We start from the raw sequence: 16,430 nt of genomic DNA, 5'->3' as shown, positions 1-16,430 counted from the left end.
GCTTCCGGGCGGCCGCGTCGGTGCGGGCCGATCCTCCCGCCTCACCACTCCCGCTCCTGCTCGCGCAGCCACGCGGGCCGCGGGTCCTCGGGCGCGAACCACCCCGCGAGCCCGCCGGGGTCGACCTCGTCGAACGCGACCCGCCGCGACCGGTCCGCGGCGGCCTTCGCGAGCGCGAAGGGGATCACGTACGCCAGCGCGAACGGGTCGACGTCGGCCGGGGCGAGCGGTCCGAGAGCGGCCGGGTCGACGGCGAGCGCGTCGACCGCCCCCGCGACGAGGACGAGGCCGAGAAACGAGACCGGCACCGCCACCATGCCGATACAGAGGTAGTAGGTGACGACCCGCTGTGCCGCCTCCAAGACCATGTACGGCGACCACTCCTCGTAGCGCGGGGTGACGAAGAACTCCCGACGGATCTCGGCCGCCTGCGAGACGCAGACCGCGAGCGCGGCGCCGATGACCGCCGGTGACGACGCCGCGGCGACCGGATCGGTGACGACCGTGTCGGCGAGGACGATCGCCCCGAACGCGAGGAACCCGACGATTCCGAGCGAGCGCGCGACGACGGGGACGTTCCGCCGGTAGATCGGCGGCACGCGGTCGGCGACCGCGGAGGGAAGGACTCGGCCGACGACGCCGATCGGCTCGGGGTCGCCGCTCCATCGGTCCGAATCGATCTCGGAGTTCTCGGAGAAGCCGACGATGTAGAACTCGCGGTCCTCGAGGTCGATCGGTCGCTCGGCGAACAGGGCAACGACGCTGTAGGCGGCGACCGTGACGACGAGTTCGATCCAGTAGACGACGAGGATCTCGGCCGCACGCCAACCCAGGAGGACGACGCCGGCCAACGGCAGGAGGTTGGCGGCGAGCACGACCGCGAGGCCGCCGCGATCGCCGTGGTCGCTCGGGGAGGGAGGACGAAGGGCGGACGTCACGCGTCGTGAGAACCGCGGGGCGCATAAAATCCGACCGCTCCGGATCGACGACGCGGCCGACGAGGACTACAACACGTCGCCGACCCGGACCGGCTCGCCGTCGAGGTCCGGTTCCTCGGCGACGATCTGGATTATCTCGTGGTCGGTCACGTCGCGGTACCCCTTTCCCGTGGCCTCCTCGATCAGGTCCTTCTCGAGTTCGAACTCGATCCCCTCGTAGACGACGTCGACGCCGTCCTCGTTGAACGTCAGGTCCGTGCTCATGGTCGTCCTATCCCGTCGACCGATAAAAGGGGCGCGACCGACGAGATCATGCGGCAGTTTCGCTCAGTACAGCCACCTTTTTCATCGTCGGGTACCCTCGCTCACTGCGTTCGCTTCGGGAACCGCTCCTCGAAAACCCTGGAGGCAAAAAGCCGACTCCGCCGTCTTCGACGGCTCCGTCGGTGAACCGCTCGCTCCGCTCGCGGATGCTCGATCCCTACTGTTCAATACAGACGAAGCAACGAGCGATCGCGGTGGCGCGCCTCCGAGTGCCCAACAGGGCACGAGGAGCCCGCGAGGGACGCTGCGAACGAAGTGAGCAGCGAGGCTGGGGAGGCGTGAGGTACGGTTGCGGTGCGGTCGGGTGGGAGTGGGATTCAAAGGGGCAGTCGCGAGGACGAAGCTCACCGACGTAAGCACTGGAAGGAGAGAGCAGAGCGAACGACTGAAGCGCGCAACGAGGTGCGCGAGTCCTCGCGGCTGGGGCTTTGGCGGTGTTCACTGCGCCAGCAACGATCCCGTTCTACTCACCTCAATTTCCATCGAAACACCCGCTCTATAAGCACCTCTATGGAACGGACAGCTATCCGTTCCGATCCGAAAACGATGCGGAGCGGAGACCGGTACGACCTCCCCGGATCCGCGTCCTACTCCTCGTCCTCTTTCATCGCGCCGAGCCGGTCGACGAGTGCGTCGGTGTCCGCGCCGCCCTCGACGGACACGTCGCCGTCGTGGTCGTGTTCGTGGACGTTGACGGCCCCGTCCTCGTCGGTGTCGACGTCCTGGCTCCCCTGTTCGCTCTCGTCGTACGATCCGAATCCCATGTCTCGGACTTCGGGCCCGTAGTGAAAAACCCGCTGGCCGCGGGTCGCCCCGAGAGCGATCCACACGCACGGGGCGGTCGCCCCCATCGCCGCCGTCCGACGGGCGTCGGACGCCCCCCTATCGTTTATGTCGCCGCGGGGACTTCCCACGGGTGTGTCACTGAGGGGGAGCGGTCCGATAGACGAGCTCTCGGTCCCGTCGGGGACCACCGTCGAGGAGCACGACGTGGTCGTCGACGGCGACGTGCTCGTGGGCGGGCAGTCGACGGTCGAGTTCGGGATCCGCGGCCGCAACGTCGCGATCGGCGAGCGCGTCGACGTCGGTGACGACATCGAGGCCGACGGCGACTGCCGGCTCGACACCTGGTGTTCCGTCGACGGGAACGTCCTCGTCGGCGAGGACGCCTACCTCGGCGAGCGGGTGACGGTCACCGGTCGGCTGATGGTCTCCGGCGATCTCGACATCGGCGACGACGTGGACATCGAGGAGGGATTCGAGGCCAACGGCTGGATCGTGATCCGGAACCCCGTCCCCACGCTCGTCTTCTACTTCATCGTGCTCTCTCAGCTGTTGCGCGTCGGCGAGACGAACGCGGCCGACGAGCTGGCCGAGGCGCTCGCCGACGGCGACGACGTGCGCGACCCGCTCCTCGTCCCCCGCGGCGCGGAGATCTCCGACGACGCCTGGCGCGTCTCGACGCCCGCGACCGTCGGCGACGACTGCCGACTCCACGGCAACCTCCGTGCGGAGTCGGTCGTCGTCGGCGAGCGAAACGAGGTGTTCGGCTCGCTGCGCGCCCGCGAGGACGTGAGCGTCGGTGCCGAGACCACGATCCACGGCGACGTGACGACCCGCGGCGGGACGGTCACGATCGAGGCGGACGCTCACGTCCGCGGTGACGTCTCCGCCGGCGATCTCGTGATCCACGACGGCGCGGAGATCGACGGCTCGCTGCGGGCTCGCGGCGAAATGAAGTTGGTTCAGTCGATCGCGGACGATGAGTCGGACGGAGAGGCGGAAGCGGACGGAGACGCCGAAGACGCCACGGACAACGTGGACGAGGACAGCGACGACGAGATCGGCTCGGCCGTCGACCTCGAGGACGAGTCCGAAGCGATAGATGACGACCCCATTGCGAGCGGGAGCGAAGCGAACGGTGACGTACCTCCGGAAGCTGGCGACGGCGACTCCCGAGACGACTCGGAATCGAGCATCGAGGGACTCGAGACGGCGCTCGCAAACGCCGAAGTCGACGACGCGGGGGTCGAGGGCGGCGATGCGGGGGTCGAGGGCGACGACGCGGCGGCCGCGGCGGTCGCCGAGGACGGCTCGAACGAATCGAGCTGACTACCCTTCTATCGCCCGCGCGAACACGTCTCGGTGGAGCGAGTCACAGACCGCATCAGCGAGCGTCCGTAGGTTCTCCGTGTCCTCTCGATTGTACGAGATCAGCGTCTGGAGGGCCTCGTCGTCGCCGCGCTCGTACTCGCGCCAGAGCCGGACCGCGTCGCGCCCGGAGATGTCGGGGCGGTCGCGGTCGATGCCGATCTGCTTTTCGATCGGTTTCAACCCGCCCGAGAGCCCGATCCGCTTCGCCGGATACATCAGATCCAGGTGCGGCGTGTCGACGTCGATCCCGAAGGACGCCTCGAGGAAGGGCACGTCGAAGCGCGCGCCGTTGAACGTCGCCAGCAGGTCGGCCTCCCGGAACCGCTCGCGGAGGCGGTCGGCGGTGAGGTCCCGGCCCGCCACCAGGGTCGTCGTCTCCCCGCCCTGGTGGAAGCTGACGGTGGTGACCCGGTCGCGGTGTTCGTCGAGGCCGGTGGTCTCGATGTCGAAGAAACAGGTCCCTTCGCGGAAGTCCTCGTAGAGCCGCCAGCGCTCGCCGCTCGGGAAGCGTCGGTCGAAGTACGCGGCGTCGCCGTCGTCGAGGCGGGCCCGGGCCTCCGCGATGAACGACTCGATCCGCTCGGCCGTGGTGGAGCCGACGCCGGCGACGTCGACCGCGGGATCGAACTCGTCCCAGGTCCGGACGCCTCGCTCCCAAAGCCGGCGCTCCGTCGTCTCGCCGACCCCCTCCACCGGGATGAAGCTGTTCTCGATGCGCATGTCCGCTACCGGGAGACGGGCGGGCAAAAACCCCGCGGGAGACGCCGCCGAGATCCGCGGCAGTCGATGGCTTTCCGCACTTCCGATCGTTCAGTAGAGACCAAGGAGAGAGCAATCGCGGTGGCGCGCCTCCGAGTGCCCGAGAGGGCACGAGGAGCCCGCGAGGGACGCGGCGAGTGGAATGAGCCGGGAGGTTGGGGAGGCGTGAGGTGCGGAGCTGTGTGATTCGGGTGGGACTCAAAGCCCCAGCCACGAGGACGAAGCCTGACGACGCAAGGACCGCAGGAGCGAGTGAAACGAGCGACGAGGACCACAGCGAGTCACGCGAGTCCTCGTGGCTGGGGCTTTGAAAACAGTCACCGCGCCCGCAACGATCCCGTTTTCATCACCGTGATCATTCACGAAACACCCGTTCTACAAGCTCTCAAGACATCCCGCTCGTTTCACGTCGTGCGTTCTGAAAACCGAACGGCGATCGATACGCTCGTGAACGGATCCACGAGCGATCCCGAGTGGCCCGCTCACTCCCTCGTTTCGCCCGCTTCGGCCACCTCACCCGCATCGGCCACCTCGGCCGCCTCGGTCGCACCCCCCGCTTCACCAACCTCATTCGCGTCGGCCACGAGCCGCTCGAAGTTCTCGAAGACACGTCCCGGGGTCGGGTCCGCGAAGGAGAACTCGCGTTCGTCCCACTCGAACGTCTCTCGGAGGTGTTCGCGGTGTTCGACCTCGATCTCCGGGTGGAACTGGACGGTCCATACCGGCGCGGTTCGGTGGCGAGTTCCGAAGATCCGAGCGTGGTCGGCGGCGGCGATCACCTCGAGACCATCGCCCAACTCGGTCACCGCGTCGCCGTGGAGTGAGACGACGACGGGGGAGACGCCCTCGAAGATCGGGTCGTCGTCGAGTTCCGCCTCGACGAGTGCGGTGGTCTCTCCCACCCTCTCGACGGTTCCGCCGAGCGCGGAGTTCACGACCTGGTGGCCGAAGCAGACCCCGAGCGTCGGGATCTCCCGATCGACGAGGTCGCACACGAGTTCTTCCTGGTCGGCGATCCACGGGCGGTCCTCGACCTCGTAGACGCCGGCCGTGCTCCCGGTGAGGACGACGCCGTCGGCCTCCTCGACCGGGACGCGCTCGCCGGCGACGAAGTCGATCTCGATCGCTTCGGGGAACCACGACGCGAGGGCGTTACAGTGGTACTCGCTGTCCGGGTCGGGTTCGCTGCGGACCACGTAGATCGTCGGATCGTCGGCGTCGGTGGAGCTCATGGACGTCGGGTGTCCGGGCCGCGGGGGCTTAAATCGTCAGTCGTCCGCGGTCGCCGCGGGTCATCCGAGATCGATCGAACCGGCGACAGGTTTCTCCTTCCGGCTCCCTTTCGTCTCCCATGGCCGACTGGACCCCCGCGGATATGCCCGACCTCGAGGGAACGACGGTGGTCGTGACCGGAGCCAACAGCGGCCTCGGCTTCGAGGGAACGCGAGCGTTCGCCCGGAGGGGCGCGACCGTCGTGATGGCGTGTAGAAGCGTCGACCGTGGAGAACACGCAGCGACGGAGATACGGGAATCGGCGGCGGCCGATCCCGACTCCGACCCGGATCTCGACCTCGACGTCCGCAAGTGTGACCTCGCCTCGCTCGACTCGATCCGGTCGTTCGCGGAGGGGCTCTCCGCGGATTACGACGCGGTCGACGTGCTCTGTAACAACGCGGGCGTGATGGCGATCCCGCGGAGCGAGACCGAGGACGGCTTCGAGACCCAGTTCGGCGTCAACCACCTCGGTCACTTCGCGCTGACCGGCCGGCTGTTCGACCTCCTTCTCACGGCTGACGGGATCGACGGGAAAAGCGCGGCGCGAAGCGCCGCTTCAAGCCGGACGGGGTCCGGCGCCGCCCGCATCGTGACCCAGTCCTCGGGCGCACACGAGCAGGGCGAGATGGACTTCGCCGACCTCAACTGGGAGGAGTCGTACGGCAAGTGGAAGGCGTACGGTCGAAGCAAGCTCGCAAACCTGCTCTTCGCCTACGAGCTCCAGCGTCGCATCGACGCCGCCGACCTCGGGGTCCGAAGCGTCGCGTGTCACCCCGGCTACGCCGACACCGACCTCCAGATGCGCACCGCTCGCGAGAGCGGTAATCCCCTGATGACGGTCGGCATGCGGCTCGCGAACGCCGTCTTCGGCCAGGACGCCGCGGTGGGTGTCGAACCCATGCTGTACGCCGCGACCGCCGACGTCGACGGCGGTGCGTACGTCGAGCCGGGCGGGTTCATGAACATGCGCGGGCATCCGACGATCGGCCGGTCGAACGACGCGTCCTACGACCGCGCCGACGCTCGCCGCCTCTGGGAGTACTCGACCGAGGCGACCGGGGTGACGTTTCCGTTCGGATCGGAGGAATCCCTCGATCCGTGAGCCGGCGCGGCCGCTCACGGTTCGTAATATACGCGGGACGCGTTTCGAGAGCTGTCCGACGTCGTCGGTAGCGGGTGCTGCCGAGCGAGCTACAGTCGAGTGAGGTTCTTGGCGCGTGGACCCTTGTCCGCCTCCTCGATCTCGAACTCTACCTCCTGGCCTTCCTCGAGGTCCGGGCCGCCGACGTCTTCCATGTGGAAGAACACGTCCTCGTCAGCGTCGTCAGTCTCGATGAATCCGTAACCGCCGGTGTCGTTGAAGAAGTCGACCTTGCCTGTCGCCATCGCGACCCTACAGAGGCGGAACCGGGCAATAAGTGTTTGGTGTGTATCCCGCGATCCGCCGTGTATCGAGGATACGGCCCCCGAGCGTCGCGATCCGGACCGGACCGGACCGGATCCGACCGGACCGTCGTCCGGGTTCGTGTCCGTGATCCCCTCGGAACGGCACGTGAACCGTGACCCCCTCGGAGCCGCCCGTGAATTCGGTCCGCGAGCCGGAACGCGTCCACCATGCCCTCCGTCGTTTCATCGACCGATCCGCAACCCGTGTCTGGCTTCACATTCGAAAGTCACGAGGGGGTCAGATCGGCACTATCGTAACCACAATCCGCATGAGTAGGGACCACGTATGTACACACGACATGAGCACCCGCACCGCGCACCTCGAGATAGGAGGGATGAGCTGTTCGACCTGCTCGTCGACGGTCACGGAGGCGTTGGAGGGCCTCGACGGGGTCGAGGCGGCCTCGGTCAACTTCGCGACCGACGAGGGGACCGTCGAGTACGACCCCGATCGTGTCGTCCTCGCGGACCTCTACGGAGCGATCCGCGAGGCGGGCTACGACCCGGTCTCCGAGACGGCCACCGTCGGGATCGGCGGAATGAGCTGTTCGACCTGCGCCGCGACGAACGAGGAGGCGATCGGCGGCGTCGAGGGCGTCGTCGACGTCGACGTCAACGCCGCCACCGACGAGGCACGCGTCGAGTACAACCCGGTCGACGCCGACTTGGAGGACGTGTACGCCGCGATCGAGGACGCCGGATACGACCCGGTCCGCGAGAGCGAGGGGGACGGAGCCGGCGGGTCGGGAGACGGCGGGTCCGGCGACGCCGGCGACGACGCTCGGAAGAGCGCCGCGGAGCGCGAGCTCGCCCACCAGCGCCGGCTCGTGCTCGCCGGGGGCGTTCTCACGCTGCCGTTCTGGTACCTGATGGGCGGGATGCTCGGACTCTACGGCGTCCCCGAGACGGTCGCCGGGATCGACCTCGGTTGGGTCCAGTTCGCGATCGCGACGGTACTGATGGGAACGCTCGGCCGCGAGTTCCTCTCCGGCGCGTGGCGCGCCTGGCGGAACGGCCGCGACGTGAACATGGACACGCTGGTCGCGATCGGCACCTCGGCCGGCTACCTGTTCAGCACGGTCGTGCTCGTCGGACCGCTCGTGGGCGTCGCGCTCGTCGGCGACCTCTACTTCGAGGCGGTCGCGTTCATCCTCTGGTTCATCACCGTCGGCAACTGGCTGGAGGCGCGCTCCAAGGCCCGCGCGAGCGACGCCCTGCGCGAGCTGCTCCGAATGAGCGCCGACGAGGCGACCCTCGTCGACGACGACGGGACCGAACGCACCGTCCCGGTCGAGGAGATCGAGGTCGGCGACGTGATGAAGGTCCACCCCGGGGAGAAGGTGCCGACCGACGGCGTGGTCGTCGACGGCGAGTCCGCGGTCGACGAGTCGATGCTCACCGGCGAGTCGGTCCCCGTCGAGAAGGGGCCGGGCGACGAGGTGGTCGGCTCGACGGTCAACGAGAACGGCGTCCTGCTCGTCGAGGCCACGAAGGTCGGAAAGGACACCGCGATCCGTCAGATCGTCGAGCGCGTCCGGGAGGCACAGTCCCGTCAGCCGGACGTCCAGCGGCTCGTGGATCGGGTCTCGAGCGTCTTCGTCCCGGTCGTCATCGTCAACGCGCTGGTCTGGGCGGTCCTGTGGGGACTGTTCCCCGAGACGCTCGCGGCGTTCGTCGAGTGGCTCCCGCTGTGGGGGCCGGTCGGCGGCGGGCCCGTGGCGGGCGGCGTGAGCGTCCTCGAGTTCTCGATGGTCGTCTTCGCCTCCGCGGTCATCATCGCGTGTCCCTGTGCGCTCGGGCTCGCGACTCCGGCCGCGACGATGGTCGGATCCACCATCGCGGCGACGAACGGCGTCCTGTTCAAGGGCGGCGACGTCCTCGAGCGCGTTCGCGACGTCGACGCCGTCGTCTTCGACAAGACGGGGACGCTCACGCACGGCGAGATGGAACTCACGGACGTGATCGCGTTCGCCGACGGGCGACCGGTCGGGGACGGTGGTCCATCGTCGACCCGTGACGACGACCCTCCGGCGACTCCGGACGGCGGCGTCGCCGTCGATTCCGACGTCGACCGCGAATCGAGCCCGGGTCACGCCGCGAGCGACCCCGAGACCCGGCTCCTTCGAGCGGCCGCGACCGCCGAGTCCGGTAGCGAACATCCCCTCGGCGAGGCGATCGTCGCCGGCGCTCGCGACCGCGGGATCGAGGTCGACGGTCCCGACGGCTTCGAGAACGTTCCCGGCCACGGAGTGCGCGCCGAAACGCCCGAGGGAGCGGTTCTCGTCGGGAACCGGGCGCTGTTGCGCGAGAACGGTATCGATCCCGAGCCGGCCGAGGAGACGATGGAACGGCTGGAACGCGAGGGGAAGACCGCGATGCTCGTGGCCCGGGTGTCGCCCCGCGACGGAGACGCCGCTGACGACGAGGCCGGCGAACTCCTCGGGGTCGTCGCCACCGCGGACACGGTCCGCGAGAGCGCCCGCGAGACCGTGAGCGAGCTACGGGAACGCGGGATCGCGGTGTCGATGCTGACCGGCGACAACGAGCGCACCGCCCGCGCGGTGGCCGAGCAGGTGGGTATCGACCCCGACCGGGTCCGCGCCGAGGTCCTCCCCGAGGACAAAGCCGACGCGGTCGAGGCGATCCAGGCGGACGGGAGCCGCGCCGCCATGGTCGGTGACGGCGTCAACGACGCGCCCGCGCTCACGACCGCCTACGTCGGGATCGCCATCGGGTCCGGCACCGACGTGGCGATCGAGGCGGCCGACGTGACGCTGATGCGCGACGACCCCCGTGACGTGCTCAAGGCGCTGCGGGTCTCCGAGGCGACGATCGCCAAGGTCCGACAGAACCTGTTCTGGGCGCTCGCGTACAACGCGACGCTGATCCCGGTGGCCTCGCTCGGCCTGTTGAACCCCGCGCTCGCCGGCTTTGCGATGGCCGGCTCGTCGGTCTCGGTGATGACGAACAGCCTGGCGTTCCGCCGCTTTACCCCCGATCACGACTACCGGTTCCTTCCGGTGCGGACGGTCCGTCGGCTGATCGGCTGATCGGCGGCCGTCGCCGATTTCTCACTTCCGGTCGCCGAGCGACCTGATGACGCGCGCGCTCGTCCGGATCCCGTTCTCGAAGCAGTCGACGTCGAGGTGCTCGTTCGGCGAGTGGTTCCCCTGGTCGTGATTGGCGTAGGGAACGACGAGCACGGGCACGTCCGCGAGCGCCTCCACGTCGCGGAAGTAGGCGGCCGGCAGGCTCCCGCCCAGCACGGGCAGTTCGACGGGTCCCTCGTCCCACACCGTCTCCAACGCGTCCAACACCGGCTCCGCCATCGGCGTGTCGACCGGCGTCTTCATCGGCGGGAACGTGCCGTGTTTCGACACCTCGACCCGCGGCTCGCGCTCTCGGAGGTGGGCCGCGACCGCCTCGAAGACCGCGTCCGGGTCCTGGTTCGGGACGAGCCGGAAGTCGAGTTTCGCCGACGCCCTCGCCGGGAGGACGGTCTTCATCCCCTCGCCCTGGTAGCCGCCGGAGAGCCCGTTCACCGTCATGCTCGGCCGGGTCAACAGCCGCTCGTAGTAGGGATCCTCGGTGACGAAGCGGTCGACGTCCAGCTCCTCGCGGATCGCCTCGCTGTCGTCCGGAATCCGCGCCACCAACTCGCGGTCCGCGTCGGTGATCGCGGTCCCGTCGTGGAAGCCGTCGACGGCGATCCCGTCGCCGTCGTCCGCGCGCATGGACGCGAGGATCTCAACGAGCCGGTTCGTCGCGCCAGGCACCGGTCCGCCGAAGTTGCCGGAGTGGAGGTCGGTGTTCGCGGTCCGCAGGTCGACCTGAACCGAGAGGACGCCGCGGTTGCCGTACATCAGCGTCGGGACGCCCGAGCGGACGCCGCCCTCACCGGCGACCGCGTGGCGCGGCCCGTCGGCGACGTACACGAGGTCGACGTCGGAGAGACCTGCGGGCTGCCCCTCGAGGTACTCACGGAGGCCGTCGCTGCCGCTCTCCTCGCCCCCTTCGATCAGCAGCTTCACCGTCACGTCCGGGAACGCGTCGGCCGCGAGGAGCGCGTCGACCGCGAACGCGTGGGCCGAGAACTGACCCTTGTTGTCGCCCGCGCCGCGGGCGTAGATGGAGCCGTCGCGGACCGTCGGCTCGAACGCCGGCGACTCCCAGGCGTCCACGTCTCCCGGCGGCTGGACGTCGTAGTGACCGTAAAACAGGATCGTCGGCGCGTCGTCGCCTCCGTCGCCTCTCTCGCCGTCGCCAGCGCGTCCCTCGCTTCCGGGGCCGCGCTCCGCGTAGACGACGGGGTACCGCTCCGTCTCGATCCGTTCCGCGTCGAGTCCCGACCCTTCGAGTACGTCGACCACGAGGTCGGCGGCGACGTCCATTCCCTCGCCGGTCGTCGAGACGCTCGGCTGTGAGAGTAGCTCGAACAGGCGCTCTCGATACGCCTCGGTCCGATCGTCTATCGTCGCGGTGATCGCGTCCATGTCGACCCCGACGCCGGGGCGGGTCCTCGTCCTTGCGGTCGCGGCACCCGTCTCCGGGAGGTGAGCGAGAGTGAGTGAGCGAAGCGAACGAACCCTCGGTCGCTTCGTCCATATGAACCGCCCTGCTTCGCGGGTCGTTCCTCCCCGCTCCGCTTCGAGGCCTCGTCGCTTCGCTTCCTCTCCGAACCGCCCTGCTTCGCGGGTCGTTCCTCCCCGCTCCGCTACGAGGCCTCAGTCGCTTCGCTCCTCCCGGACCGCCACGCTCCGCGGGTCGTTCCTCCCCGCTCCGCTACGAGGCCTCGGTCGCTTCGCTCCCTCGGCCTCGCTTGCCTCGCCCGCCGCCTCCCGAAAGGTTAGGTCCGACGGGGTCCAGAATGCGCACAGGATACCCCGTGGGAAACGACGACGCCCGGGTCGACATGACGACGGGAGCGATCTCCCCGAAGCTGTTCGACCTCGCGTGGCCGCTGGTGCTCGGTAACCTCCTCCAGACGCTGTACAACCTCGCGGACATGTTCTGGGTGGGTCGCGTGAGTACCGACGCCGTCGCCGCCGTCTCGCTCATGTTCCCGCTCTCGTGGCTGTTCGTCTCCACCGCGATGGGACTCACCGCCGCGACCATCGCCTTGGTCTCCCAACACGTCGGCGCGGGCGAGGACCGGCGCGCGGACGAGATCGTCGGCCAGACCGTACTGCTGGCGGTCGTCGTCTCGATCGTCCTGGCGGTCGTCGGCTTCCTCGCGCGCCACCGGCTGCTCTACTGGATCGGCGCGCGCGACGCGGTGTTCACGGAGTCGCTCGCGTACATCGAGGTGATCTTCCTCACGCTGCCGCTCACCTTCCTCTTCTTCGCGTTCCGCGCGTCGCTCCAGGGCGCGGGCGATACCCGCACCGCGATGTGGCTCGTCGCCATCTCCGCCGCGCTCAACATCGTCATCGACCCCGTCTTCATCCTCGGGTGGGGGCCGGTCCCCGCGCTCGGCACCCGCGGGGCCGCGATCGCGACGTTCATCGCCCGACTGTTCGCGACGGCGGTCGGGATCTGGATCCTGATCCGCGGCGACTGGGGCGTGAAGCTGTACGTCCGCGACCTCCTCCCGAATCCGGAGATCCTCCGGAAGCTGATCGACGTGGGCTATCCGGGGACGCTCGACGGCTGGGCCCGGTCGTTCGCGGCGGTCGCGATGGCGGCGCTCGTCGCCCGCTTCGGGCCGGCCGCCACCGCGGCCTACGGCATCGGCGTCCGGCTGATGTCGATCTCGTGGGGCGTCGCCGGTGCGGTCGGGCAGGCGACCGCGACCGGCGTGGGCCAGAACCTCGGCGCGCGGACCCCGGAGCGCGCGGCCGCCGTCACGCGCGCGGCCACCGCGGGCACGATGGGGCTGCTCGCGGTCGCCGGTGGGCTCGTCTGGACCTTCCCCGGCGTCGCGATGGGCGTCTTCGTCGACGACCCGGCGACGATCGCCGAGGGGATCGGCTTCCTGCGGATCGTCGCGCTCTCGTGGGCCTTCTTCGGCGGGCTGATGGTGATCCAGGGCGGGTTCCGCGGCGCGGGCCACACCAAGGTCGCGATGGCCCTGTCGCTTCTCTCGCGGTGGATCTTCCGGATCCCCGTCGCCGCGCTGTTGGCGTTCGGAGCCGTGAGCGTTACGCTCGGCGGGTTCACGATCGGTCCCCTCGTCATCCCCGCCGTCGAGGTCGGCTACACGGGCCTCGGCTGGGGCGTCGAGGGACTCTGGTGGGCGTACACGACGGCGGCCGTCGTCTCCTTCCTTCTCGGCGCCGCGTGGTTCCGACGGGGAACGTGGACGGAGGGAGTCATCGAGGGGCCGGCCGACGGCCCCTCCGCGGAGCCGTCCGACGACTGATCGGGCGATCGGGGACTCACTTCCCCCGTTTCGCGATCGCGAGCGACGCGAAGAAGCCGAAGTACGCCGGAACGCCGCCGACCATCGCCAGGTAGAACGCCCACTCCGGAGCGCCGACGAAGACGTGATCGAAGAGCAGCGAGACGACCGTCACCCACGCGACCGCGAACACGAGGTCCTGGAACATGCCGGTCCGGTTCTCCCTGACGTGCGATCCGAGGCGGTCGACGAGGGGCTCCTCGTCCGAGTCATCGGTCGGGTCGGTCTCGGTCATGGGTGAGCGTGTCGGTCGGGGTACGTCGGCGTTCCGGAAGCGAGATGGGGTGGTGTGAGAAACGCGTCGACGGCGGGAAGCCCGTCGGCGACGGAAAACGGATCGACGCCCAGACGCGGGGCGAGACCCGCTCTCGCGGTTTCAGTCCTCCTCGAGGTAGTCCACGACGAGGACGGGCACGTGCGTCGAACGCAGCGTGCGTTCGGTGACGCTCCCGAGGAGCGCGCGCCGGACGCCGGCGCGCCCGTGGCTTCCCATGACGATGAGGTCCATCTCGTGGTCCTCGGCGTAGTCGGCGATCACCTTGTGCGGGCGGCCGCCGGCGACGTGTTCCACGACGTCCACGTCGCGCTCCGCGCCGCGCTCGGCGACGGTGCCGGTCGCCTCGTCCGCCTTCTCTTTCAGCTCCTCCATCTCGTCGAACCGGCCCTGTTTGAGCCGGTCGACCTGTTCGGTTCCAAGGCTGTAGTTCACGGAGTCGATGTCGACCACGTACAGCGCGTGGACCTCGGCGTCGTACTTCTCCGCGAGGTCGAGCGCGTGGTCGACTGCTGCCTCCGCGACGTCGCTGCCGTCGGTCGGGATCAGGATGCGTTCGTACATGGATCACTCCTCCGTGGCCGCGTCGTCAGCGCGGTCCGCGTCGGCGGCCGCGTCGTCAGCTGCGCGGCCCCCGTCCGTCGCCATCTCCTCGCCGCCGTCGGCGACGACGTCCTCGGCGGTCTCCTGTTGGCCCATCGGCTCGGGGCTGTGACACTGCCGGACGATCCGCTTCGTCTCGAGCGACGGCTCGTCGGTCGCCATCGAGACGACGATGGTGACCGCGAACACGACCGGGAGCGTGATCAGCGCCGAGCCGATGGCTGGCATCCACTGGGCCAGCCCCGCCGACAGCGGCGCCTCGAGCGAGCCGATGTACGTCGGGACGATCTGGTTGATCATCGGGATGGACCAGAGCGTCAGCCCGGTCGTCATGCCGGCGAGCGCGCCCTGCCGGTTGGCGTTCTCCCACCACATGCCGAGGAAGAACATCGGGAACAGGACGGAGCCGGCGAGCGAGAACGCGTACCCCACGAGCGCGGCGATCGACGACGCGGGATTGAGCGCCGCCAGCGTCGTCAGCGCGCCCAGCGCGACGATCGAGAGGCGGCCGACGAGGATCTGCTGGCGCTGCGTCGCGTCCTCGTTGATGATGTTCGTGTAGATGTCGTGGCTGATCGCCGACGAGCCGGCGATGAACAGCCCGGCGACCGTCGCAATGGCCGCCGCGATACCGCCCGCCGCGACGATGCCGACGAACCAGTCCGGGAGCCCGGACAGCTGTGCCGCCAATACGACGATGACCTCGCTAGCCGCGCTCGTCATGCCGGGGTCGCCGTAGGTCGCACCGACGTTCTGGGTGTACAGGTCGGTCCCGAACGCCGCGAACGCGGGCGCGCTCCAGTACAGGATACAGATGAAAAAGAGCCCCCAGACGGTTGACCAGCGGGCCGTCCGCTCGCTCTCGACCGTGTAGAACCGGACGAGCACGTGCGGGAGCCCGCAGGTGCCGACGATGAGCGAGAACGTCGTCGCGACCCAGAGGTAGTAACTCGAGGAGGCGAACGGTTCGGAGAACTCGCTGCCGAGTTCGCTGATCAACATACCGTACTCGAGCTGCGGCAGCACCGTCGAGTAGCCGTTCGTGTAGCCGACGACGAACAGCCCGACGACGAACGCGAGGATGAGGATGACGTACTGGACCGCCTGGTTCTTCGTCGCGCCCAGCATGCCGGATAGCGTCAGGTAGCCGACGGTGACGACCATCATCGCGACGACCATCACCTGGTACCCGTCCAGGCCGGGGATGAGTCCCCCGTAGTCGCCGAAGATGTACAGGCCGACGAGCGCCATCCCCTTCGCCTGCCCGATGGCGTAGACGAAGCCGATGAGGAACGTCGTCACCGCCGCGATGGCGCGCGCGGTGTCGGAGTTGAACCGGTCGCCGACGAAGTCCGGTGCGGTGTACTTCCCGAACCGTCGCAGCTGCGCGGCGAGGAAGATGAGCAGGATGAAGTACCCCGTCGTCCAGCCGACGACGTACACCAGCCCGTAGAACCCCGCGAGCGCGATCGACGCCGCCATGCCGAGGTAGGAGGCGGCGGACATCCAGTTCGCCCCGATCGCCATCCCGTTCTCGACGTTCCCGATGGACCGGCCGGCGACCCACATGTTCTCGGTGTCGGCGACGCGGAAGACGAACCCGATCGTGAGGAACAGCCCCAGCATCGCGATCACGAGGATCGACGGTGCCAGCTTGAACGAGATGTCGAGGGCCTCCGGGAGGAGGTCGCTCTGGAGGAGGAGGGAACTCCCCGTCATTCGTCGGATCCCCCGTCGGCCGCCGCGGCCTCAGCACCGCTCGGGGCCTCCGCGGTCGTGGCGTGATCGATACCGTACTTCTCGTCGAGCGCGTCCCGCTTGCGCGAGTACCAGAACGCGAGGATCAACGCGCTGGTCGGCGCCCCGAACGCGACGAGGAAGTAGTGGAGCGGGAAGCCCAGGATCGGCATCTGGCTCGTCATCGGACCGGGAGCGAGTCGCGTCAGCGTCACCGGGCCCCACACCGCGAGGACCCACACGGCGAACCCCGTCCAGACGATCCGGAGGTGTTCGCGCATGTACGGCGTGCTCGGATCGAGGAGGTTCACCTCCGCGTCGAGGTAGTTCGTTTCCTGATGTGCCTGTGCGGCTCCGGTCGCGACGCCGCCGTCGGTCTCGACGGCGTTCGCTCGGTCGTGCGTGTCGTTATCTGTCATGGTATGGTCCGTTCGGTCTCCGCGGGTGGTCGTCGTGAATCGTGAATCGAGAGTCGCGAATCGCACGTCGTCGATAGCGAGCCGGACCGGACGATCCGGGC

General features: G+C 68.8%; 15 protein-coding genes. 4 read left to right on the top strand and 11 right to left on the bottom strand.

The features are described 5' to 3' along the window. Nucleotides 1–41: 41 nt before the first annotated feature. From FN829_RS09195 to FN829_RS09185, 3 genes are all read right to left on the bottom strand, one after another. A complete protein-coding gene (locus FN829_RS09195) occupies nucleotides 42–938 on the bottom strand; it encodes a DUF6498-containing protein (protein ID WP_142986681.1) in 897 nt (298 codons plus the stop codon). A gap of 66 nt (nucleotides 939–1,004) precedes the next feature. Further along, on the bottom strand, nucleotides 1,005–1,202 hold the full coding sequence (locus FN829_RS09190) for a DUF5800 family protein (protein ID WP_142986680.1): 198 nt from the start codon (nucleotides 1,200–1,202) through the stop codon (nucleotides 1,005–1,007). 647 nt (nucleotides 1,203–1,849) lie between these two features. After that, nucleotides 1,850–2,026 carry a DUF5786 family protein gene (locus FN829_RS09185; RefSeq protein WP_142986679.1) on the bottom strand — a complete coding sequence of 59 codons (177 nt, stop codon included), beginning with the start codon at nucleotides 2,024–2,026 and terminating at the stop codon, nucleotides 1,850–1,852. Between the two features lie 154 nt (nucleotides 2,027–2,180). Between FN829_RS09185 and FN829_RS09180 the strand changes: the two genes are divergently transcribed. Further along, on the top strand, nucleotides 2,181–3,374 hold the full coding sequence (locus FN829_RS09180) for a polymer-forming cytoskeletal protein (RefSeq protein WP_142986678.1): 1,194 nt from the start codon (nucleotides 2,181–2,183) through the stop codon (nucleotides 3,372–3,374). On the opposite strand, the gene FN829_RS09175 is transcribed toward FN829_RS09180, so the two are convergent. Next, complete coding sequence (locus FN829_RS09175; protein ID WP_142986677.1) at nucleotides 3,375–4,136, bottom strand: ribonuclease H-like domain-containing protein; 762 nt, start codon at nucleotides 4,134–4,136, stop codon at nucleotides 3,375–3,377. A 521-nt stretch (nucleotides 4,137–4,657) separates the two neighbouring features. Further along, nucleotides 4,658–5,407 (bottom strand): type 1 glutamine amidotransferase, encoded by a 750-nt coding sequence (locus tag FN829_RS09170; RefSeq protein WP_142986676.1) that lies wholly within the window; start codon nucleotides 5,405–5,407, stop codon nucleotides 4,658–4,660. 119 nt (nucleotides 5,408–5,526) lie between these two features. Here FN829_RS09170 and FN829_RS09165 point away from each other — a divergent pair, with 119 nt between their 5' ends. Beyond that, nucleotides 5,527–6,552 (top strand): oxidoreductase, encoded by a 1,026-nt coding sequence (locus tag FN829_RS09165; RefSeq protein WP_142986675.1) that lies wholly within the window; start codon nucleotides 5,527–5,529, stop codon nucleotides 6,550–6,552. Nucleotides 6,553–6,641: 89 nt separating this feature from the next. Here FN829_RS09165 and FN829_RS09160 read toward each other — a convergent pair whose 3' ends face one another. Further along, entirely contained in the window at nucleotides 6,642–6,836 is a 195-nt protein-coding gene (locus FN829_RS09160; protein WP_095635894.1) for a cold-shock protein, read from the bottom strand. Nucleotides 6,837–7,195: 359 nt separating this feature from the next. On the opposite strand from FN829_RS09160, the gene FN829_RS09155 reads away from it, so the two are divergent. After that, nucleotides 7,196–9,946 (top strand): heavy metal translocating P-type ATPase, encoded by a 2,751-nt coding sequence (locus FN829_RS09155; RefSeq protein WP_142986674.1) that lies wholly within the window; start codon nucleotides 7,196–7,198, stop codon nucleotides 9,944–9,946. 21 nt (nucleotides 9,947–9,967) lie between these two features. On the opposite strand, the gene FN829_RS09150 is transcribed toward FN829_RS09155, so the two are convergent. Further along, entirely contained in the window at nucleotides 9,968–11,389 is a 1,422-nt protein-coding gene (locus FN829_RS09150) for a M20/M25/M40 family metallo-hydrolase (protein ID WP_142986673.1), read from the bottom strand. A gap of 374 nt (nucleotides 11,390–11,763) precedes the next feature. On the opposite strand from FN829_RS09150, the gene FN829_RS09145 reads away from it, so the two are divergent. Then, on the top strand, nucleotides 11,764–13,257 hold the full coding sequence (locus tag FN829_RS09145) for an MATE family efflux transporter (protein WP_303646230.1): 1,494 nt from the start codon (nucleotides 11,764–11,766) through the stop codon (nucleotides 13,255–13,257). A 16-nt stretch (nucleotides 13,258–13,273) separates the two neighbouring features. On the opposite strand, the gene FN829_RS09140 is transcribed toward FN829_RS09145, so the two are convergent. From FN829_RS09140 to FN829_RS09125, 4 genes are all read right to left on the bottom strand, one after another. Next, on the bottom strand, nucleotides 13,274–13,531 hold the full coding sequence (locus FN829_RS09140) for a hypothetical protein (protein WP_142986672.1): 258 nt from the start codon (nucleotides 13,529–13,531) through the stop codon (nucleotides 13,274–13,276). 141 nt (nucleotides 13,532–13,672) lie between these two features. Beyond that, a complete protein-coding gene (locus FN829_RS09135; protein WP_142986671.1) occupies nucleotides 13,673–14,134 on the bottom strand; it encodes a universal stress protein in 462 nt (153 codons plus the stop codon). A gap of 3 nt (nucleotides 14,135–14,137) precedes the next feature. Continuing rightward, the gene (locus FN829_RS09130; protein ID WP_142986670.1) at nucleotides 14,138–15,892 is read right to left on the bottom strand and encodes a VC_2705 family sodium/solute symporter; all 1,755 of its coding nucleotides are present in this window, start codon (nucleotides 15,890–15,892) and stop codon (nucleotides 14,138–14,140) included. Continuing rightward, entirely contained in the window at nucleotides 15,889–16,329 is a 441-nt protein-coding gene (locus FN829_RS09125) for a DUF4212 domain-containing protein (RefSeq protein ID WP_142986669.1), read from the bottom strand. Before FN829_RS09125 ends, FN829_RS09130 begins: the two co-directional genes overlap by 4 nt. Nucleotides 16,330–16,430: the final 101 nt, after the last annotated feature.

Origin of the sequence: Halorubrum cibi, assembly GCF_900182635.1 — an archaeon.
Lineage (GTDB): Archaea > Halobacteriota > Halobacteria > Halobacteriales > Haloferacaceae > Halorubrum > Halorubrum cibi.
Note: the sequence above shows the minus strand (reverse complement) of the source record. Positions and strands in the feature narration are given on the sequence as shown.